The following is an 18213-nucleotide window of genomic DNA, read 5'->3' on the forward strand; positions in this document are numbered from 1 at the left end:
GCGTCGGTCAGCGTGGTCGCCGGCTGATCGACCGCGGGTGTTTCCACCGACAAGATGGCGGCCGGCGTTGACGCGGCGATCTCGGGAGCCGGTGCGGGCGGCGCGGCGGCCACCGGCGCCAAAGCGACGGTCGTCGGCGTCTCCAGCTTCGTCGGCTCCGGCTTCGCAACTTCGGCCGGCGTACTTTCCGGTGCCGGCGGAGCCGCCCCAAGGGCGGCCTGCCTGTCGGGCTCGGTGGTGGGTTGAGCCTCCACCGGAGCAACGGAGGTCGGCAGCGGCTCTGGCGGAGCGTCCGTGGTGGTTTCAGCCGCAGATACGGGGGCTCTTGTCTCGGGGGGCTCGAATCGCAGCATCGCCAGCGTCGGCGGCGCCTCGGGCTGCTGCTGTGGGAACATCGACTGCGGTGCCGCGCGCCGCACCGGCAGGCTGGCGAACTCTTCATGGGCCGAGCGCAGCAGCGAGGCAGCGCCCAGGCCGAACACAAGCATGGCGATCGAGAGCACGACGGCCCCGACCAGAAAACGGAAACCCGGAAGCATGAATTGGTATTCCGCCTTCGCGGGATGCGCGAAGGCCCTTGAGCCATCGGGGACGCGGTGACAACACTGGGATCGGCCTGTTTCGCGGCGGCACCCCGTATTCGGATTGTCGCGAATCAGCCAGCGCAAGGATAACGCAACACCCCGGAACCGTTTGTTAAAATTTCATTGGCACATCAGACGGCGCGCAATCGGGCAATCCTTGCCGGATGGTGAGACAAGTTGGCCACTTTCGGCCCCGATCTGGCGAATATGACCGAACGGGGCCGCATTTTACGGGATTTGTCTTGAATGCGCCGTGATCCTGCGCGATCTCACGTTAACGATCCGGTGTCGGCTTGGATTTATACAAGGGCCATGATGATCAAGCATGTTCTAACGATTTTCGCGACCGTGGCAGTCAGTGCCGCGGCTCCTTCGTTCGCTCTGGCGCAGGGCTATCCTGCCGCCTCACAGAACGGCTATTCGATCGCGCCGGATCCGTCCTATCCGCCCGGCGGGTATCCGGCCGATACGCGTTCGCGCCGCGCGATGGACGCCATGCCGGATTTCGACGCGCTGGACGAGGACGATGCCCCGGCACCGCGCGGCCGTGCTGGCGTCGGATTGCCCGCGCCTGGTCCGGTGATATCGCCGGATGATCCGCGCTACGGCCGCCCTGCCGGCGCCCCCGTCTATTCCGACCGCGCCGCGCCGCAGGGCCCGGTGATGTCGCCCGACGATCCGCGCTATGGCCGCCCGATGGGTCCGCCGCCGGTGATCTATTCCGATCGCACCCCCGACGACGGCCGCGGCCTGCGCCCGCCGGAGCCGCTGGGCGCCCCTGTGACCGGTTCGGTGCAGCCTCAGTCGCAGGGCCCCGATGGCCGCGCTGCCTCGCTGTCCGCGCTGCCGCCGGAAGAACAGCCCGAGAGCGGTCCGGCCCAGTTGCCGCCGAACCTGCGCCGCCAGGAAGTGTCGTTCGTCACCAAGGAGCCACCCGGCACCATCGTGGTCGATACCCCCAACACGTACCTCTATTACGTGCTCGGCAATAACCGCGCGATGCGCTATGGCGTCCGCGTCGGCCGGGATGGTTTCACCTGGACCGGCGTGCAGAAGATCACACGCAAGGCGGAATGGCCGGATTGGCATCCGCCGACCGAGATGATCGAGCGCCAGCCCTATCTGCCGCGCTTCATGGCGGGCGGCCCCGGCAATCCGCTTGGCGCGCGCGCCATGTATCTGGGTTCGACGGTGTTCCGCATCCACGGCACCAACCAGCCATCGACCATCGGCAAGTTCGTCTCGTCGGGTTGCATCGGCATGGTCAATGAGGACGTCTCGGATCTGTTCGAGCGCGCCAAAGTCGGCACCCGCGTCGTCGTGCTTCCCGGTGGCAAGCCGCCGATCCCGACCACCACGGCTTCCGCGGCGCCGATCCCCGGCCCGAACGCCGGCAACCTGCCGCCGGCGCCGCTGGCCGGCACGCAGCCGAGCTCGGTGCAGCCGCTGCCCGCGCCGGTGACGATCCGCTAAACATCTCACTGAATGAAAAAGGGCGCCGCGTTTAACGTGGCGCCCTTTTTCATTGGATGCCAGTCAGCCCAGCCGGCGCAGCGGCTCACCCTTCAGCCAGCCTTCGATGCCCTCGATCGTCTCACGGAAAATCCGGCGGTAGTTTTCCGCGGTGACGTAACCGAGGTGCGGGGTGATCACGACGTTGTCGAGTTTTCGCAACGGGCTGTCCTGCGGCAGCGGTTCGTGGGAGTAGGTGTCCAGCCCGGCTCCGGCGATCTTCCTGGCCTGCAGGACCTCCAGCAGCGCCGCCTCATCGACGATCGGACCGCGCGCGGTGTTGATCAGGTAGGCAGTCGGCTTCATGCGGGCGAGATCGTCGCGTCCGACCAGCCCGCGCGAGCGGTCGCTCAGCACCAGATGGATGGTGATGATATCGGCGTTGGCGAACAGCTCTTCCTTGCTGGCGTAAGTGACGCCGGCTTTCTCGCAGGTTTCCGGGGTGAGGTTGCTGCTCCAGGCAATGGTCTTCATGCCCATGGCGCGGGCGATGCCGGCGACCTGGCTGCCGAGCTTGCCGAGGCCGACGATGCCCATCGTCTTGCCCTCGACGTCTTCGCCCACGGTGACCTGCCAGGATTCGCCGGCCTTCATCCGGGCGTTCTCGAAGCCGATTTTTCGCGTCAGTTCCAGCATCAGCCCGATGGTCAGGCCGGCGGTGGGATTGCCGACCATGGCGGTACCGCACACAACGACGTCGTGCGCCTTGGCGGCTTCCAGATCGATCGCGGCATTGCGCATCCCCGAGGTGATCAGCAGCTTCAGCTTCGGCAGCGCCTCGAACACCGCGCGGGGAAACGCCGTGCGTTCGCGCATCGCGCAGACGATTTCGAAGTCCTTGAGGGCGGCGATGGCGGCGTCGTTCGAGCCGAACGGCGTGTCGAACACCGTGATGTCGATGCGATCCGCGAGCGGGCTCCAGTCGGCCAGTTGCATCGCCACGTTCTGGTAGTCGTCGAGAATTGCACAGCGCAGCCGCGTCATAAGATCGTCCATCCGGTGTGATGATGACGGCAGGATACCGTCGGGGATGGCCGTATGGTTACGCGCAATACCGGCGCACGCAAGCCGTCAACTGCACCGGAGAACGCCGATCAGGCTACTGTGAGAGAGTGGTGCGCGCAGCGCGCTTGGCGGCGCAAGCGGGGCCGGGGCCGCGCATGTAATGCCGTTCCGGCCGGTAGGGATCGAAGGCGGCGACGAAGAACTGGCGCCAGAATGCCCTGATTTCATCCAGCAGGCCGGAGGGCGCGTTGGTGTGGGGGAGGGTGGAGGAAGTTCCTGATGCAAGGGTCGTCATATTAGGCTCCGCCTAGCTGCACGCGACTTCTGTCGCATGAGGGCTGAATCGCCCTGCAGCCAACCTCGGCCGGAGTCGTTAAAAAGTGGTTTGAATCGTCATAACCCGCGGCTTCCACTGCCGTCATTCTTACTAAAATCCTAACGGCCGGTTGCCCTTTGGGGGCCGCGCCGCTACATCAGCGGCAACCCAATTCTCGCTTGCGACAGCTTCAAGGATCACGATGGCTCGCCAGTTCGTCTACTTTATGCAGGGCCTGACCAAGGCCTATCCGACCCGCAAGGTGCTGGATAACGTCCATCTGTCGTTCTACCCGGATGCCAAGATCGGCGTGCTCGGCGTCAACGGCTCCGGTAAATCGACCCTGTTGAAGATCATGGCGGGGCTCGACAAGGAATACACCGGCGAGGCTTGGGTCGCGCAGGGCGCCCGCGTCGGCTACCTCGAACAGGAACCGCAGCTCGATGCCGCGCTGACGGTGCGCCAGAACGTCATGCTCGGCGTCGCCAAGCAGCAGGCGATCCTCGATCGCTACAACGAACTGGCGATGAACTACTCGGAAGAGACCGCCGATGAGATGACCAAGCTGCAGGACGAGATCGAGGCACAAGGTCTGTGGGATCTCGACAGCAAGGTCGATCAGGCGATGGACGCGCTGCGCTGCCCGCCTGACGATTCCGACGTGACAAAACTGTCGGGCGGCGAGCGCCGCCGCGTAGCGCTGTGCAAGCTGCTCCTGGACCAGCCCGACCTACTACTGCTCGACGAGCCGACCAACCATCTCGACGCGGAATCGGTGTCGTGGCTGGAAGGCCATCTGCGCGCCTATCCGGGCGCGATCCTGATCGTCACCCATGACCGGTATTTTCTGGACAACGTCACGTCGTGGATCCTCGAGCTCGACCGCGGCAAGGGCATTCCCTACGAGGGCAACTACTCGCAGTGGCTGGTGCAGAAGCAGAAGCGGTTGGCGCAGGAAGGCCGCGAGGACGCGGCCCATCAGAAGACGCTGGAACGCGAGCAGGAATGGATTGCCTCCTCGCCAAAGGCGCGTCAGGCCAAATCCAAGGCGCGCTACCAGCGCTATGACGAGTTGCTCAAGAAGGCCGGCGACCGCCAGGTGCAGGGCGCGCAGATCACGATTCCTGTGGCCGAGCGTCTCGGCGACAACGTGGTCGACTTCGAAAATCTCACCAAGGGGTTTGGCGATCGCGTGCTGATCGACAACCTCACCTTCAAGCTGCCGCCCGGCGGCATCGTCGGCGTGATCGGCGCCAACGGCGCCGGCAAGACGACCTTGTTCCGGATGATCACCAAGCAGGAAACGCCCGACGCCGGCACCATCACGGTCGGTGAGACCGTGCATCTTGGCTACGTCGATCAGTCCCGCGATGCGCTCGACGGCAAGAAGACCGTGTGGGAGGAAATCTCGGGGAATAACGAGTTGATCCTGCTCGGCAAGCGTGAAGTCAATTCGCGCGGCTACTGTTCGACGTTCAACTTCAAGGGCGGCGACCAGCAGAAGAAGGTCGGTTCGCTGTCCGGCGGTGAGCGCAACCGCGTGCATCTCGCCAAGATGCTGAAGTCCGGCGCCAACGTCCTGCTGCTCGACGAGCCGACCAACGATCTCGACGTCGATACGCTTCGCGCGCTGGAAGAAGCGCTGGAAGATTTCGCCGGCTGCGCCGTCATCATCAGCCATGACCGCTGGTTCCTCGATCGCATCGCGACACATATCCTGGCTTTCGAAGGCGACAGCCATGTCGAATGGTTCGAGGGCAACTTCCAGGACTACGAGAAAGACAAGATGCGCCGCCTCGGCCACGACTCCATCGTGCCGCATCGCATGAAGTACAAGAAGCTGACGCGCTAACGGCGCGTCAGGCCGGCGCGATCAGTTCGACGTCAGGAAAATGCGTGCGGTAACGCGCCGTATCACGCGTCAGGATCGGAACTTGCGCGACAGCAGCGTGAGCTCCGATAAAGAAATCTGCGAGAATGCTGGTCCGGGTGCCACCTGAGCGGCGATAGTTGCTGAATGTCTGACCTGCTACATGCAGAGCTGACCTGGGCATCCACTCTAAATCAAGGTCAAGGCTCGCGACCACTTCGTCCAATGCTGGCTGCGTCGGGTAGCGGCCGGCAAGTTCAGCATAGACGATTTCGTTGATCAGAAGTCGCCCGTGCCGCGATTGCTGTCGCAGTGCAGACGCCGACCACAATTGCCAACTTTGATTGGTCGATAAGATATCGATCAGTATATTTGTATCGACCAGAGTCATTTTTTGTAGTCGTCCGCGGGATCGCCTCGCAGTTCAAGCATGATCTCATCCGTTGTGGCGCCGGTGATCGGGTATCGCTTTGCAATTGCCTGCAACCTCTTCAGGTATTCCGCTTCCGAGTCGGACTTCCCGATAAAGATGCCGCCCGACGCGGTGTTGCGGACCACGACCTTGTCTCCCGGTTTGATCCCGGCGGCCTCGCGGATTTTTTTGGGGAGCGTAACCTGACCCTTGCTCGTCACAGTGGTGGCCACTGATGCCTCCGGTGTTACTTTCTTTAGAAAAGTAATACCGCGGTCTGCCGCGGTCAAGAATGCTATGGCGCTCGCTATCATCGTCTCGCGCCGGGATCGAGACGGCTCGATTCCCGCCCGCAGCCCCCGCCGCCGCTGCGTCCTGAGCTAAATCCGTCTTGCTCTGTCCGCTGCGCTGGAATACCTGCTTCGGGGGCAATACGACGATTCAACGGGACCGCACCGATGGCCGACTGGAACGCCCAGCAATATCTGAAATTCGAGGACGAACGAACCCGGCCGGCGCGCGACCTGCTGGCGCAAATCCCGCTGGCCGAGGCGAGCAAGGTGGTAGATATCGGCTGTGGGCCGGGCAACTCCACCGAGCTGCTGGTGAAGCGCTGGCCGCACGCCTCGGTGATTGGCGTCGATACCTCCGCGGACATGCTGCGGCAGGCCCGCGAGCGGCTGCCGGGGCATACTTTTATCGAGGCCAACATCGCGCATTGGGCGCCGCCGGCAGGGACCGACGTGATGTTTGCGAATGCCATCTTCCAGTGGGTGCCGGATCATCTCAAGCACCTGAAGCGGCTGGTCGGCGCGCTGCCCTCAGGCGGCGTGCTCGCGATCCAGATGCCCGACAATCTGGACGAGCCCTCGCATATCCTGATGCGCGATGTGGCCTATCTCGAGCCGTGGCGCAAGCAACTGGCGAAGGCCGCCGAACTGCGCGACTCGCTGCCGAAGCCGGGCGCCTATTATGACGCGCTCAAGCCGCTGTGTACGCGGCTGGAGATCTGGCACACGATCTACAACCACGTGCTCGACGATGCCGCCTCGGTCGTGGAATGGGTCAAGGGCACCGGGCTGCGGCCGTTCGTCGATCCGCTGGAGCCGCCGGAGCGCAAGGCCTATCTCGCCGAATACACTGCGCGCATCGCGGCCACCTACCTGCCGCAGGCCGATGGCAAGGTGTTGCTGCGGTTTCCCCGGATTTTCATCGTCGCGGTGAAATAGCCGATGCGGCGAGTTGCCGCGCAGCACGACATCATGGCGTCCCGATCGCTTCGATATAACGACGCTCTGCAATCGCGCCGCGATTCTGTTTAGCGAGTGTTACCGATGTCCATTACGCCTAAAACGCCCGTGCTGCCGAAGGGCTTGTCGCTGCGCCCGATCCCGATGCTGATCTTCGGCTCGCGCTGGCTGCAGTTGCCGCTCTATATCGGCCTGATCGTCGCCCAGGGCGTCTATGTCGTGCTGTTCCTGAAGGAGCTGTGGCATCTGTTTGCCCACGCGTTCGATTTCAGCGAACAGCAGATCATGCTGGCGGTGCTCGGCCTGATCGATGTGGTTATGATTTCCAACCTGCTGGTGATGGTCATCGTCGGCGGTTACGAGACCTTCGTGTCGCGCCTCAACCTGCAGGGCCACCCCGACGAGCCGGAATGGCTCAGCCACGTCAATGCCAGCGTACTGAAGATCAAGCTGGCGATGGCCATCATCGGCATCTCCTCGATCCACCTGCTGCGCACCTTCATCGAGGCCGGCGGGCTGGGCTCCGCGCGTGCCGGCAACTACACCGAGACCGGCGTGATGTGGCAGACCATCATCCACACCGTGTTCATTCTGTCGGCGATCGGCATTGCCTACGTCGACCGGTTGTCGAACCTCGCCACCGAAGAGGCGCGGCGGCAGACCAGTCACGAGCAGGCCAACGGCAAAGGCGAGCATCACTAGGCCTACCGATGTCTGATAGGAGCGTTCAGCCGATCTTTTCTGCGAGCCACATCTTGATCAGCGACTGATAGGGGACATCGCGCTTGTTGGCGGCGATTTTGATCTGCTCCAGCAAGCCGGACGGAAGCCTTATCGAAATCGCGGTAGTGGAAGGTTTCAGATTCGGAAAGCGCGCAGGTGATGCCTTGCTCCAGTCGATATAGTCGGTGGAACCGTGCTTTTCCCAGAACTTTCGTTCCTCCGCCTCACTCTTGAAAACGGGAACGGGTTTAGTTTTTCTCATAGACGTTCCGCTCCTTTCGGTGCATGTCACGCGCGGAAATGACACGGATCAGGGTTTCGTTTTTTCTGAGCGTGAACGTGATGTGCAGCAGCCGATTCTGACCTGTCTTTCCCAGCGCATTTAGCCTTCGCTCAGTGCCGCTATGTTTTGCATCCTCGATGAGGATCAAGGGATCGTTGAAAAAGATACTTTCGGCTTCGGCCTGAGTAACCGCATGCTTGTCGGCGCTCTTGCGACGGTTGCCGTCATCCCAATCGAAGCCTGCGATCTGGTCAAAATCGATCATATTGTATATGCTCAATATATACACAAGGTGAGCCGCGAATGCAATATTGGTCGAGGGCCTCAATTCTCAAAATGGCGTTTTGTACGCTTGCGCTCGGCGCAACTGCGACTTGGTCCGTACCGGTCCACGCCGCCGATGCCGGCTTCACCGGTTTCGTCGCTTCGCTGTGGCCCGAGGCGCAGCAGGCCGGCGTCTCGCGAAAAACCTTTGACGACGTCACGCGCGGGCTCGAGCCCGACTATAAACTCCCCGATCTCGCACTGCCGGGCCGGCCCGCCACCGGCGCGCCGTCGCAGGCAGAATTCGTTCAGGTCCCGGCCGACTACGTGAAGGAGGCCAACATCGCCAGGCTGGCCACGGAAGGTCAGCGGCTGCTGCAGAAGCATCAGGCGACACTCACCGCCATCGAGCAGCGCTTCGTCGTGCCATCCACCATCATCCTGGCGATCTGGGGCCGCGAGACCGACTACGGCCGCTACGCGCTCCCTTATGACGGCATGCGCGTGCTGGCGACGCAGGCCTATGTCGGGCGCCGCAAGGACCAGTACCGCACCGAATTCATCGAAGCGCTCAAGCTGATCGAAAACGGAGATGTGACCCGCAAGGATTTGCGCACGTCGTGGGGCGGTGCCACCGGGCTGACCCAGTTTCTGCCGTCAGAACTGGACAAGCACGGCGTCGATATGGACGGCGACGGTCACGTCAACATCTGGACCTCGGTGCCGGATGCGCTGGCCTCCGCCGCGCAGCAGCTCAAGAACAAGGGCTGGCAGCCGGGCCTGCGCTGGGCCTATGAGGTTCGCGCGCCGGCCAATGCCGACTGCACCATGGGCGTGCCGGAAGTGACAAAGCCGATCGGCGAATGGATTCGCGCTGGCTTCGTGCCGGTGCGCGGCGACAGGCTCAGCGCCGCGGAGCAGGCGCAGCCGGCCTCGTTGCTGCAGCCGGAGGGCATCTACGGCCCGGCGTTCCTGACCACGAAGAACTACTTCGTGATCAAGGAATACAATTTCTCCGATCTCTACGTGCTGTTCGTCGGTCATCTCAGCGATCGCATGCGCAACCCGCAGCCGTTCGCGACGCCGTGGTCGGCCTCGAAGCAGTTGCGCAGCACCGACGTCGAGGCGATGCAGAAACATCTAACGCGCATCGGCCTCTACAGTGACAAGATGGACGGCAAGGCCGGCATGAAAACCCGCGCCGCGCTTGGCGCCTATCAGAAATCCGCCGGCCTCAAGGTCGATTGCTGGCCCAGCGAAACGGTGCTGCGCGCGATAGGAAGCGCGAGATAATTTTAACAAAAAACCCGGCCGCGTGAACGGCCGGGTTTTGGACTTTTCAGCCGCGCAATTCGCGCGGCTTCAATTCAAATCAATCGCAGACCTGGACCGGGCGCGAACGCCAGACGCCACGGTACTCGTCCCAGACGCGCTGGCGAACGACGCGGCATTCCGGCTCTTCCACGTAAACCGGAGCCGGAGCGTAGCCATAGGCCGGAGCCGGACGGCTGGCGGCAATCGCGCCACCGAGGAGGGCGCCGCCGATCAGACCGCCGGCAACACCAGCGGCGATACGGCCACCATCAGCCTTTGCAGCGGGCGCAACCGAAACCAGCGAGCCGGCAACCGTCGCGACGGCGAGCAAGGCGGAAATTGTCTTCTTCATCTCAGATCTCTCCAGAAGGCGCCGCAAGCGACGCGCGGTTAAGGGTGACTCACGCTGCAGTTCGAAACGACGATCTCACTTAAAAGCGCCCAATCGTCAACTCGACGTAAACGTTTAGAAGGCGTGACCCGAAAAAACGGTTTTTTCGGGCCGGTTGGAAGAGAACACCGGAAGTCTCTTTGAATTCCGGTGAGTTATACAGCAAACGCCGGCTCAGCCGCAAACCCGGACGCGGCGGATGCGCCAGCCGTAGCCGTCCCAGAAGCGCTGACGCTGCCAGAAGCAGTTGTCGTAGTAGCCGGGGCCGGCCACATAAGCGGGGCGGCCGTAATAGCCGGGACCATAGCCATAGCCATATCCAGGTCCGTAGCCATAGGCCGGGCCGTTGGCAATCGCGCCACCAAGCAGCGCGCCGCCGATCACACCGGCAGCGATTCCCGCGCCGAGTCCACGCTGCGCATGCGCCGGGGCAGGCGCCAGCGATGACATCGCCAGGGTAGCGACAGCGGCAATCGCCATCAGGGTTTTCTTCATGGCTTCACCTCTCATGCACGTTCGACAGCAGGTAGCGCTGCGTGGGGCGAAAAGTTTCACATTTCACTTGAATGATCAATGAACGGGCGCGCCCGGATCCGGCCGCAGGAGGGGCCGGGAAGCGTCCGTTGCATTGCAGATTGCAACAATCGGGCGCCCGGCCTCGGGCCGCGTCGCCTTCGAGTTACCGTCGGTAGTCGAGGCCGTCCGGTGCTGTGCGGCTTCGGCCGAGGAAACCCGCAAGCGCTTTATCTGGCAGGCTTTATTAGATTCATTCCAACCTGCAGTGCGCTCCGATCGCAGTTTGGAATTGCTTGAAAAAGGCCCTTTTCCTTTTGCATCCAGGCCAGCTCTTAAATATCGAAGGGGGGTCCTGACCTGCGAGCCCACCTTCATCCCATGATCGTTTGTTCCTGCAACGTCTTCTCCGATCACGACGTCCGAAATGCCGTGACTGGTGCGCGTCCGCCGCGCACGCCGGGTCAGGTCTATGGCTGCCTCGGCTGCAGCGCCCAGTGCGGTCGCTGTGCCCGCACGATCAAGGCGATCATGGACGAGGCGCTCGGCGCTTGCGCCAAGGCCTGCTGCTCGGGCTGCCCGCATAGCGCCGCCCACGGCGAAGCGCACGCGCACGTCTCGCTGCCTGACCTCGTGGCCATTGAAGCCGCCGCCTAAAGCTCTCCATCGCAAGCAAATTCCGTCTCGTTTTCCGCCCTCGGGGATTTCGGCCAACAGGGGTTGTTCTCTCTCACTATCTGATTTAGAACGTTTCTAAATTTGGATAAGGGGCCTGTTTGGCAGGTCTCGAGAGCAGGAGTGCATCATGAAGGGCGACCCGAAGGTCATCGATTATCTCAACAAGGGCGTGCGCAGCGAACTGACTGCCATCAGCCAGTACTGGCTGCATTTTCGCCTGTTGAACCATTGGGGTCTGCTCGAAATGGCCAAGGTCTGGCGCAAGGAATCCATCGAAGAGATGGTCCACGCCGACAAGTTCATCGACCGGATCCTGTTCCTCGACGGTTTCCCCAACCTGCAGGTGCTGGATCCGTTGCGGATCGGCCAGACCGTCAAGGAGATCATCGACGCCGACCTGGCGGCCGAGATCGGCGCCCGCACGCTTTACCAGGAAGCGGCGACCTACTGCCACAGCGTCGGCGATTACGTGTCGCGCGACCTGTTCGAGAGCCTGATGAAGGACGAGGAACACCACATCGACTTCCTCGAGACCCAGCAGCACGTCATCGAGCGGATCGGCATCGATCTGTACACCCAGAAGCACGTCGGCGGGCTCGAGAGCGAGTTCTAGTTCGGACGTTTTTGCGATGCCCGCCTCTGCGGTTGCGACGGCAGGGGCGGCATCGGACACTTGGCGAAGGCCGCATCGATGGCCGCTTCGGACCCTTCGAGCGCGTATTCCACGGCAGTTCGCCCCAGGATCATCGAGCGCAGCCGGACATATAATGCTTGCGCGCCCCGCAACTCGCTCATGAACTGCGCCAGCGCGGCCTTTTCCTCGATCACGACCATCTGCTTGCCGAGCAGAACCCGCGATTCAACGTTCTCGTGGCCCGGCCGGTCGTCGAAGCGATAACCAAGCACCGTGTCCTTGTCGTTTCCAACCTTGAAGGCGAAAGCGAAGCGGACCACCGGTTTCCCGTCCAGGCACGTCATTTGGAATGATGAGGGCTTGGGAAAGTCTTCGTTGGTGTTGGAAGCATATTCGTAGACCGAAGCGCTCGGCAGCTCCTCGCCAGTGACGCGATCGATTTGCTGTGAGATCCACCACTCGCCCGACCGGATTTCGTCGTAGTTCGTGACATAGGGGTCGCGGATGCAACCGCCCAGCACAAGCCCCGTGACGACCAAACCCACCAACGCCACACCACGCATGACGCGTTCCCCGCACCGCGGGTAGAATGCAACCTTAAGGCGCGAATGGCAAGGGCAGCAATTCCGACGGAGCTGGCCGGCTATAGCTGCTGGCGATAGGCGGCGTCGATTTCGGCCTGGCCGACCGGTTCGCCGAGCTTGGTCTGGTCATGGACCATTTCGGAAATGCTGGGCATCACCGAGCGTTTCACCTGCACCTTGGGCGACCACAGCTTGGAACGCATCAGCGCCTTGCCGCAGTGGAAGTAGGCTTCGGTGACGGTGATGCTGAGCACGGCGCGCGGTAGCTTGCCGAATTCCTCCATCGACGCCATCAGTGCGTCGTCCTTGATCAGTCGGGCGGTGCCGCTGACCCGCAGGGTGTCGTCGATCCCCGGCACGAAGAAGATCAGTTGCACGTAGCCGCTGCCGGTCAGCAGGTTCTGAAAGGTGTCGATACGGTTGTTGCCGGGGCGGTCCGGCATCTGCAGTTCGGTCGGAGAGGCGACGCGGACGAAGCCGACGCCGCCGCCGCGCGGCGAGGCATCCACTGTGCCATCGGGACCCGAACTCGCCAGCACGCAGAAGGGCGAAAGGCCGATGAATTTTGCCGAATGCACGTCGAGCGTCGGGCGCGCCTTGGCGATTACCCGCTCGTGCGGCGCAGGATAGATCGTTCGGAGGTCGTCGATGGCAATTTCGGTCACGGCTGCTCTCCGGTTCGACACCTGCGGAAAGCTATCACCTTGCTGCAGGGCGGAAAAGCCGGCTCAGGCGGCGGCTGCGGCCGGCTCGTCGATTCGCATCAAGGACGCTGCAAAGCCGACCAGCACGGCGAGCGCCAGGCACCAGAATCCGATTGTCGCATAGAGAATGGCCGCGCTGGCGCAGCCGGCGGCGAAATACAGGATAGTCATGGTCAGCTTGCCGAACCGGCTGCGGATCGCGGAGCGCTGCTCGGGAGCGGCGCCGGCGAGCAGATCGACGGCGTCGATGGTGGCCTGCGTCGTGCTGCCGGTCATCAACGTGCTCGGTGGCAACGCCGCCAGATGGACGCGCTGCAAGGCATTCTGCAGCGCCATCGCGGCGATGCCGGCAAAGCCGGTCAGCAATGCCATCGGCGTATTGACGTCAGGAAACGGCCCATAGATCACGGCGAGCAGGAAGAAGCACAGCAGCAATACGACCTTGGCCGACAACAGCACGCGCAGCACCGGAAGTTCGCGCGCGCGGAGCGCCATGCCGGCGAGGCGCGCCAACACGATCACGACAATGAATTCCGGCAGCGCCAGCACCTTGCCGATGATGCCGTGGCTGCCATGCACCAATGCCGCGCCAAGGGTAACGAAGTTGCCGGTCACATGAGCGACGAACAGCCCCTGCAGTCCGAGAAAACCGGCGGTGTCCACAAAGCCGCCATTGAAGGAAAGCAGGGCTGCGAGCGCCGCTGGGCCGCCGGGTCTCTTCATCTGAAAGATCTCTCCATGTGCGAAACGTTCACGGCCGCTCTGTAGCCAGCGCTTCGCGGTACGGCCAGTCGATCACGCCGGCGCTAAACAGCGCCCACCAGATGATCACCGGCTGAAACGCCAGCCGCGGGCCGTGGTACCACCAGCTACTGCCGATCAACGGCATCTCGATGCCGTCCAGCGCGTGCTTGAAATTCGCCGGCCAGACGCAGAGTGCGTACAGCGCCATAGCGACGCCAGCCCACCAGCGCAGCGGCTTTGTCACCAATGCCGTGGAGGCCGCGAGTTCGAATAGGCCGGTCAGCACGATCAACTGGGTGGGGTAGGGCACCCAGGCGGGCGTGATTAGCAGCAGCTTTTCCGGCACCCACAGATGCGCGATGCCCGCCGCGACATAGAACGCCGCGAGCACCCAACGCATGATCGCGCGGCCATGGCCGCGCGATGTGTCGCCGTCAGGCAAGACGCTCATCGGGCGTCAGGACTTGTCCACGATATGGGTGGTCGGCCGGTCGCTGCCGGAGGCGGTCTCCTCGTGCCACTTGCCCTTTTCGTCCTCGAACTGGATCACCTCGGTCTTGCCGGGCACGGTCTGTTCGGTGGCGGCGCGCTTGGCGGCGGCGGCGGCCATAGCGTGAGTCGGGAACGGTTCCGAAAATACGGCGCCGACCTTGTAGGCCCAGCCGCCGTCGTGTTCGACGATCACATAGGTAACTTCCGTCATGGTGGTCTCGCTTGGTTGGTGCGCCCGAAACGGGCGCGAGAGAGTGGATTCGCAACGCGCAACGCACCGAAATCGCCGCAGCTACCCGCCGATTGTCCGGGGAATGCAAGGCCGCGCCATGGCGCGGTCTCGGCCGCATTATGACAGGCGCGAAGGCCGCGGCAAAGGCCGCCGGGTCGCTGCGGCCACCGGTGGCGCCGCTTACCGGGTGTTCCGTTCACACCGCGTCCGCCGGCACGAAGCAACTGATCACGATGCCGCCGCGGTGGTGCACGTACCACACCACGGCCTCGCCGACCGGATTGCCCCGGTCGCGAATCACGGCATGGGGTGGCACCTGCATCCAGGCGCCCTCGATGGGCACCCAATAGGCGCCGTCGCGGGTCTCGTAATCGGTACGGTGGCCGTCGGAAATATCGCAGCACGGCACGCCGCTTGGGCTGATCACCGCCTTGAACCAGGCCTTGATATCGTCGGGCACATCGTCGAACTGGCCTCGATCCACCGCGTGCGCGGCGGTGCCGAGCGCGGCCAAGGCCACCGACAGCGTGATCAGGCGCAATCCCCGCATGCGAACCTCACATCGGCGCCAACGATCGCGGTGTCCACCGCGTGCGGCGAAATCGGATTCTCGACACTGATTAGGCCCGAGAACTTGCGGCTATGCACGCCTAAAAAACAGCACGCCGGTCGGTTTGGGGGTCGTTGCAGTGCAGCGGCAGTTTTTAATGCAGCGCGTGGTGCGTTGTGATTTGGCTTCGGCTAGGTTGGTGGCCGGTCGTGATCCAACGCCGCGCCAGGGGAAATTTATGCAGCTGCTCCGCATCGCCGTATCCGTATTGTTTGCGTTGACCTCCGCCGCATTTGGCGCCGACTACCCGGCGCCAAAGCAGGGCGACTGGATTGCCAGGGATTTCAAGTTCCATAGCGGCGAGGTGATGCCCGAAGTGCGGCTGAACTACACCACGGTTGGCGATCCATCCGGCCAGCCGGTGCTGATCCTGCACGGCACCGCGGGTTCTGCATTGAGCATGCTGACACCGGCCTTTGCTGGCGAGCTGTTCGGTCCCGGCCAGCCGCTCGACGCGGCCAAGTATTACGTCATCATTCCCGATGCGCTGGGCCACGGCAAATCGGCCAAGCCTTCCGACGGCATGAAGACGGCGTTTCCGAAATACGACTACGACGACATGGTCGATGCGCAATATCGGCTGATCACCGAGGGGCTCGGTATCAAGCATCTCAGGCTGGTGCTCGGCAACTCGATGGGGGGCATGCATGCCTGGATCTGGGGTACGAAATATCCGGCGATGATGGACGCACTGGTGCCGATGGCGTCGCAGCCCACCGAGATGGCGGCGCGCAACTGGATGATGCGACGCATGCTGGTGGAGACGGTGCGCGCCGATCCCGACTACAAGGCCGGCAATTACACGTCGCAGCCGCCGATGATGAAATATGCCAGCGTGATGTTCGGTATTGCTACCGCTGGCGGTACGCTGGCGTACCAGATGCAGGCGCCGACCGGCGCCGCTGCCGACAAGAATGTCGATGACCGGCTCAATGCCCCATTCGTCGCCGATGCCAACGACTTCATCTATCAGTGGGAGTCGTCGCGCGACTACAATCCGTCGGCGGGGCTGGAGAAGATCGAAGCGTCGGTGCTTGCCATCAACGCCGCCGACGACGAACGCAATCCGCCGGAAACCGGACTGATGGACCGTGCGATGGCGCGGATCAAGCATGCGCGGATGTGGCTGATCCCGCCCAGCAACGATACCCGTGGCCATTCGACGACGGGGGCGGCAAAGCTCTACACACAACAACTGCAGGAATTCCTGCAGACGGCGCCGCAACGGACGATGTAGGCGAATCGAATCGCAGGGTGGTAGAGGCGCCCTCGCGCCTTGCCCGCCCTGCGATATGGCGCGCCGTGCCGTTACGGCACCTTGATCTTCTTGCGGCCATAGGCGCCGATCACCTCGATGGCTGCAGTGCGAGCAGATGCGAGATATCCAGCGAGACACGATAGGGCCCACCGGGCGTCGGCAGATCGGCGCACCGGCGTCGATGGTTTGCTGAAAAGTTGCCGCGATGGCAACTTAGTTATCCTTTTGGCAGCACAACAATCTTAGGCATTTTCCGTCCGAGAAGTATCAAAGTTTCTCTTCCGACCCTCGCTGTCGCGACACCCCGTTGAAATTAACGGTATTTTGAGACGTGGCCCGTGATGCTGACGGCGATGGATAGCGTTCCCGACCCCGGATCGACGACGGCGCGCATTATCGTGACGCGGCGGGCACAGTTGCGCGTGCGGCTCGGCTTTGCCGCGGCGATCGTTACCGTATTCCAGCTACAGACGGGGCTGGGCGTCGCGCTGGCTTGGGCAGGGCTTTATGTCGGCCTTCAGGCGCTGGAGTTCGTCACCTTCCGGCGCATCCAAGATTCCCAGACGCTTGCGCCGCGCACTCAGTGGTTGTTCTTTGGCCTGGTGCTGGCGAGCAATGTCGCGTTCACCCTGTTCGGTTTCCTGATGTGCCGCCACGGCAGCTGGGGCGTGGTCTGCGCCGGCATCCTGTGGTCGGGCTCGATCGCCAATGCCGCTATCGTTAGCGGCGAGTCCCGTGGCGTGCTGCTCTGTTCCCTGCTGCCGCCGATCCTGGCGTTTTTGGTGGTGCCCTGGTTCATCCTGTCGAATGGCGGCAGCGTGGTCGATGGGGCCGCCGTCGTCACGGCCGGGCTGATCAATGCGGTCGGCACCGTGGCGATGTGGTCGGTGTACAAGCGGCTGCTGCAATCCGCGACCCTCGCGCGCGAGGCAGGCCGGCTGGCGCTGCTCGATCCGGAAAGCGGATTGCCGAACCGCGCCGCCGTTCAGCGGCGGGTCAACGCGTTACTGGAATCTCGTCCCGATGGCATCGTCGTCGTCGCGACCATCAATATTGATCGCTACCAACATCTGCGCGGCGCCATCGGCCACACCGCGACGCTGGACCTGATCCGCCGGCTGGCGGCGCGCTTCGGCCGGGTCTATGTCGAGGCGCCGATCGCCCGGGTGTCGAGTGCCAACTTGGGCCTGGCCTTCGTCGCCCGGGATATGGAGGACGCCTATCGGATCGCCGGCAGGATGCAGGAGGCGGTGACGACGCCGGTGCGGCTGCGCGACAACCGCGTCGATGTCAGCGTCACCATCGGCCTTAGCGAAGCCGATGACGCGCCGCAGTTCTCCAATGACCTTTCGATCATCGATCGCGCCATGATCGCCGCCGATCAGGCCCACGCCGCGCGCAAGCATACAGCCCGCTTCGATGCCGACCTGTACGGCAATCCGGGCAGCACGCTGTCGCTGATGAGCGAGATGCTACGCGCGCTCGACAACGGCCAGATGGATGTCGCCTACCAGCCGAAATATGCGTTGCGCTCGGGCGCCATCGTCGGAGCCGAAGCGCTGGTGCGCTGGATTCATCCGGAGCGTGGTTCGCTGCGGCCCGACCTGTTCGTGCAGATGGCTGAAGAGACCGGCCACATCGCCGCCCTAACCGAATGGGTATTGCGCCGCGCGGTCGCCGACCAGCGACGGCTGCTGGCGGCTGGCCACGACATCACCATCTCCGTGAACTGGTCCGGCCACCTGATCGACGATGGGATTTTCACCGACAGCGCGCTGGCCATCGCCGGGGCGGCCTCCGGAAAACTGTGCCTGGAGGTGACCGAAACCGCGATCATCGG

At 63.2% G+C, this 18213-nt stretch carries 23 protein-coding genes and 1 pseudogene; 9 read left to right on the forward strand and 15 right to left on the reverse strand.

From position 1 onward, the window contains the following. Nucleotides 1-539 (reverse strand): annotated as a pseudogene (locus tag JWR89_RS10030) (hypothetical protein); the annotation flags it as partial. Nucleotides 540-896: 357 nt separating this feature from the next. Between JWR89_RS10030 and JWR89_RS10035 the strand changes: the two are divergent. Next, nucleotides 897-2057: a L,D-transpeptidase family protein gene (locus tag JWR89_RS10035; protein WP_299715105.1), complete on the forward strand. Its 1161-nt coding sequence runs from the start codon at nt 897-899 to the stop codon at nt 2055-2057. A gap of 63 nt (nt 2058-2120) precedes the next feature. Here the strand turns inward: JWR89_RS10035 and JWR89_RS10040 are convergent, their stop codons facing one another. Both JWR89_RS10040 and JWR89_RS10045 read right to left on the reverse strand, forming a co-directional pair. Next, a complete protein-coding gene (locus JWR89_RS10040) occupies nt 2121-3080 on the reverse strand; it encodes a D-2-hydroxyacid dehydrogenase family protein (RefSeq protein ID WP_299715161.1) in 960 nt (319 codons plus the stop codon). 115 nt (nt 3081-3195) lie between these two features. Beyond that, nucleotides 3196-3396, reverse strand: a complete 201-nt coding sequence (locus JWR89_RS10045; RefSeq protein WP_299715107.1) for a hypothetical protein — start codon at nt 3394-3396, stop codon at nt 3196-3198. A gap of 223 nt (nt 3397-3619) precedes the next feature. Between JWR89_RS10045 and ettA the strand changes: the two genes are divergently transcribed. Continuing rightward, nucleotides 3620-5269, forward strand: a complete 1650-nt coding sequence (gene ettA / locus JWR89_RS10050) for an energy-dependent translational throttle protein EttA (protein WP_299715109.1) — start codon at nt 3620-3622, stop codon at nt 5267-5269. A gap of 7 nt (nt 5270-5276) precedes the next feature. On the opposite strand, the gene JWR89_RS10055 is transcribed toward ettA, so the two are convergent. Both JWR89_RS10055 and JWR89_RS10060 read right to left on the reverse strand, forming a co-directional pair. Continuing rightward, a complete protein-coding gene (locus tag JWR89_RS10055) occupies nt 5277-5678 on the reverse strand; it encodes a type II toxin-antitoxin system VapC family toxin (protein ID WP_299715112.1) in 402 nt (133 codons plus the stop codon). Beyond that, nucleotides 5675-5932 (reverse strand): AbrB/MazE/SpoVT family DNA-binding domain-containing protein, encoded by a 258-nt coding sequence (locus tag JWR89_RS10060; protein WP_299715115.1) that lies wholly within the window; start codon nt 5930-5932, stop codon nt 5675-5677. The genes JWR89_RS10055 and JWR89_RS10060 overlap by 4 nt, the downstream gene beginning before the upstream one ends. A 225-nt stretch (nt 5933-6157) precedes the next feature. On the opposite strand from JWR89_RS10060, the gene tam reads away from it, so the two are divergent. After that, nucleotides 6158-6928 carry a trans-aconitate 2-methyltransferase gene (gene tam / locus JWR89_RS10065; RefSeq protein ID WP_299715118.1) on the forward strand — a complete coding sequence of 257 codons (771 nt, stop codon included), beginning with the start codon at nt 6158-6160 and terminating at the stop codon, nt 6926-6928. Between the two features lie 105 nt (nt 6929-7033). Next, nucleotides 7034-7651 (forward strand): TIGR00645 family protein, encoded by a 618-nt coding sequence (locus JWR89_RS10070; RefSeq protein WP_299715121.1) that lies wholly within the window; start codon nt 7034-7036, stop codon nt 7649-7651. A 25-nt stretch (nt 7652-7676) separates the two neighbouring features. Here JWR89_RS10070 and JWR89_RS10075 read toward each other — a convergent pair whose 3' ends face one another. Both JWR89_RS10075 and JWR89_RS10080 read right to left on the reverse strand, forming a co-directional pair. Beyond that, complete coding sequence (locus JWR89_RS10075; RefSeq protein ID WP_299715124.1) at nt 7677-7934, reverse strand: BrnA antitoxin family protein; 258 nt, start codon at nt 7932-7934, stop codon at nt 7677-7679. Beyond that, nucleotides 7921-8220: a BrnT family toxin gene (locus tag JWR89_RS10080; RefSeq protein ID WP_299715127.1), complete on the reverse strand. Its 300-nt coding sequence runs from the start codon at nt 8218-8220 to the stop codon at nt 7921-7923. Before JWR89_RS10080 ends, JWR89_RS10075 begins: the two co-directional genes overlap by 14 nt. Before the next feature lie 71 nt (nt 8221-8291). Here JWR89_RS10080 and JWR89_RS10085 point away from each other — a divergent pair, with 71 nt between their 5' ends. After that, entirely contained in the window at nt 8292-9512 is a 1221-nt protein-coding gene (locus tag JWR89_RS10085; RefSeq protein ID WP_299715129.1) for a lytic murein transglycosylase, read from the forward strand. Between the two features lie 79 nt (nt 9513-9591). On the opposite strand, the gene JWR89_RS10090 is transcribed toward JWR89_RS10085, so the two are convergent. Both JWR89_RS10090 and JWR89_RS10095 read right to left on the reverse strand, forming a co-directional pair. Then, nucleotides 9592-9885, reverse strand: a complete 294-nt coding sequence (locus JWR89_RS10090; RefSeq protein ID WP_299715130.1) for a hypothetical protein — start codon at nt 9883-9885, stop codon at nt 9592-9594. 213 nt (nt 9886-10098) lie between these two features. Further along, nucleotides 10099-10419 carry a hypothetical protein gene (locus JWR89_RS10095; RefSeq protein ID WP_299715132.1) on the reverse strand — a complete coding sequence of 107 codons (321 nt, stop codon included), beginning with the start codon at nt 10417-10419 and terminating at the stop codon, nt 10099-10101. Between the two features lie 399 nt (nt 10420-10818). Between JWR89_RS10095 and JWR89_RS10100 the strand changes: the two genes are divergently transcribed. Next, a complete protein-coding gene (locus JWR89_RS10100) occupies nt 10819-11094 on the forward strand; it encodes a (2Fe-2S)-binding protein (protein WP_299715134.1) in 276 nt (91 codons plus the stop codon). Nucleotides 11095-11242: 148 nt separating this feature from the next. Further along, nucleotides 11243-11728, forward strand: coding sequence for a bacterioferritin (gene bfr / locus JWR89_RS10105; protein WP_299715136.1), 486 nt, complete (start codon nt 11243-11245; stop codon nt 11726-11728). On the opposite strand, the gene JWR89_RS10110 is transcribed toward bfr, so the two are convergent. The 6 genes from JWR89_RS10110 to JWR89_RS10135 form a co-directional block, all read right to left on the reverse strand. Then, nucleotides 11725-12312: a hypothetical protein gene (locus JWR89_RS10110; RefSeq protein ID WP_299715139.1), complete on the reverse strand. Its 588-nt coding sequence runs from the start codon at nt 12310-12312 to the stop codon at nt 11725-11727. The genes bfr and JWR89_RS10110 overlap by 4 nt on opposite strands. Before the next feature lie 80 nt (nt 12313-12392). Then, nucleotides 12393-12998, reverse strand: coding sequence for an MSMEG_1061 family FMN-dependent PPOX-type flavoprotein (locus JWR89_RS10115; protein WP_299715142.1), 606 nt, complete (start codon nt 12996-12998; stop codon nt 12393-12395). Nucleotides 12999-13061: 63 nt separating this feature from the next. After that, nucleotides 13062-13760, reverse strand: a complete 699-nt coding sequence (locus JWR89_RS10120; RefSeq protein ID WP_299715144.1) for a YoaK family protein — start codon at nt 13758-13760, stop codon at nt 13062-13064. Between the two features lie 28 nt (nt 13761-13788). Next, the gene (locus tag JWR89_RS10125; protein ID WP_299715147.1) at nt 13789-14232 is read right to left on the reverse strand and encodes a hypothetical protein; all 444 of its coding nucleotides are present in this window, start codon (nt 14230-14232) and stop codon (nt 13789-13791) included. Nucleotides 14233-14238: 6 nt separating this feature from the next. Next, on the reverse strand, nt 14239-14484 hold the full coding sequence (locus JWR89_RS10130) for a DUF2188 domain-containing protein (protein ID WP_299715150.1): 246 nt from the start codon (nt 14482-14484) through the stop codon (nt 14239-14241). Nucleotides 14485-14701: 217 nt separating this feature from the next. Beyond that, complete coding sequence (locus JWR89_RS10135; RefSeq protein WP_299715153.1) at nt 14702-15055, reverse strand: hypothetical protein; 354 nt, start codon at nt 15053-15055, stop codon at nt 14702-14704. 238 nt (nt 15056-15293) lie between these two features. Here JWR89_RS10135 and JWR89_RS10140 point away from each other — a divergent pair, with 238 nt between their 5' ends. Continuing rightward, nucleotides 15294-16352, forward strand: a complete 1059-nt coding sequence (locus tag JWR89_RS10140; RefSeq protein ID WP_299715156.1) for an alpha/beta fold hydrolase — start codon at nt 15294-15296, stop codon at nt 16350-16352. A 362-nt stretch (nt 16353-16714) separates the two neighbouring features. Beyond that, nucleotides 16715-18213 (forward strand): GGDEF domain-containing phosphodiesterase (locus JWR89_RS10145; protein ID WP_299715158.1); only part of this gene is annotated, 1499 nt, incomplete at its 3' end.

Source organism: Tardiphaga sp., assembly GCF_028290785.1.
Taxonomy (GTDB): Bacteria; Pseudomonadota; Alphaproteobacteria; order Rhizobiales; family Xanthobacteraceae; genus Tardiphaga.

What these genes read in the sequence shown, in the direction of transcription:
- JWR89_RS10100 (WP_299715134.1), top strand. Translation starts at nt 10,819, where the DNA reads ATGATCGTTTGTTCCTGCAACGTCTTCTCCGATCACGACGTCCGAAAT.
- JWR89_RS10085 (WP_299715129.1), top strand. Translation starts at nt 8,292, where the DNA reads ATGGCGTTTTGTACGCTTGCGCTCGGCGCAACTGCGACTTGGTCCGTA.
- JWR89_RS10080 (WP_299715127.1), bottom strand. Translation starts at nt 8,220, where the DNA reads ATGATCGATTTTGACCAGATCGCAGGCTTCGATTGGGATGACGGCAAC.
- JWR89_RS10045 (WP_299715107.1), bottom strand. Translation starts at nt 3,396, where the DNA reads ATGACGACCCTTGCATCAGGAACTTCCTCCACCCTCCCCCACACCAAC.
- JWR89_RS10055 (WP_299715112.1), bottom strand. Translation starts at nt 5,678, where the DNA reads ATGACTCTGGTCGATACAAATATACTGATCGATATCTTATCGACCAAT.
- JWR89_RS10090 (WP_299715130.1), bottom strand. Translation starts at nt 9,885, where the DNA reads ATGAAGAAGACAATTTCCGCCTTGCTCGCCGTCGCGACGGTTGCCGGC.
- JWR89_RS10140 (WP_299715156.1), top strand. Translation starts at nt 15,294, where the DNA reads ATGCAGCTGCTCCGCATCGCCGTATCCGTATTGTTTGCGTTGACCTCC.
- JWR89_RS10125 (WP_299715147.1), bottom strand. Translation starts at nt 14,232, where the DNA reads ATGAGCGTCTTGCCTGACGGCGACACATCGCGCGGCCATGGCCGCGCG.
- bfr (WP_299715136.1), top strand. Translation starts at nt 11,243, where the DNA reads ATGAAGGGCGACCCGAAGGTCATCGATTATCTCAACAAGGGCGTGCGC.
- JWR89_RS10075 (WP_299715124.1), bottom strand. Translation starts at nt 7,934, where the DNA reads ATGAGAAAAACTAAACCCGTTCCCGTTTTCAAGAGTGAGGCGGAGGAA.
- JWR89_RS10070 (WP_299715121.1), top strand. Translation starts at nt 7,034, where the DNA reads ATGTCCATTACGCCTAAAACGCCCGTGCTGCCGAAGGGCTTGTCGCTG.
- JWR89_RS10130 (WP_299715150.1), bottom strand. Translation starts at nt 14,484, where the DNA reads ATGACGGAAGTTACCTATGTGATCGTCGAACACGACGGCGGCTGGGCC.
- JWR89_RS10040 (WP_299715161.1), bottom strand. Translation starts at nt 3,080, where the DNA reads ATGACGCGGCTGCGCTGTGCAATTCTCGACGACTACCAGAACGTGGCG.
- JWR89_RS10135 (WP_299715153.1), bottom strand. Translation starts at nt 15,055, where the DNA reads ATGCGGGGATTGCGCCTGATCACGCTGTCGGTGGCCTTGGCCGCGCTC.
- JWR89_RS10095 (WP_299715132.1), bottom strand. Translation starts at nt 10,419, where the DNA reads ATGAAGAAAACCCTGATGGCGATTGCCGCTGTCGCTACCCTGGCGATG.
- ettA (WP_299715109.1), top strand. Translation starts at nt 3,620, where the DNA reads ATGGCTCGCCAGTTCGTCTACTTTATGCAGGGCCTGACCAAGGCCTAT.
- JWR89_RS10120 (WP_299715144.1), bottom strand. Translation starts at nt 13,760, where the DNA reads ATGAAGAGACCCGGCGGCCCAGCGGCGCTCGCAGCCCTGCTTTCCTTC.
- JWR89_RS10035 (WP_299715105.1), top strand. Translation starts at nt 897, where the DNA reads ATGATGATCAAGCATGTTCTAACGATTTTCGCGACCGTGGCAGTCAGT.
- tam (WP_299715118.1), top strand. Translation starts at nt 6,158, where the DNA reads ATGGCCGACTGGAACGCCCAGCAATATCTGAAATTCGAGGACGAACGA.
- JWR89_RS10110 (WP_299715139.1), bottom strand. Translation starts at nt 12,312, where the DNA reads ATGCGTGGTGTGGCGTTGGTGGGTTTGGTCGTCACGGGGCTTGTGCTG.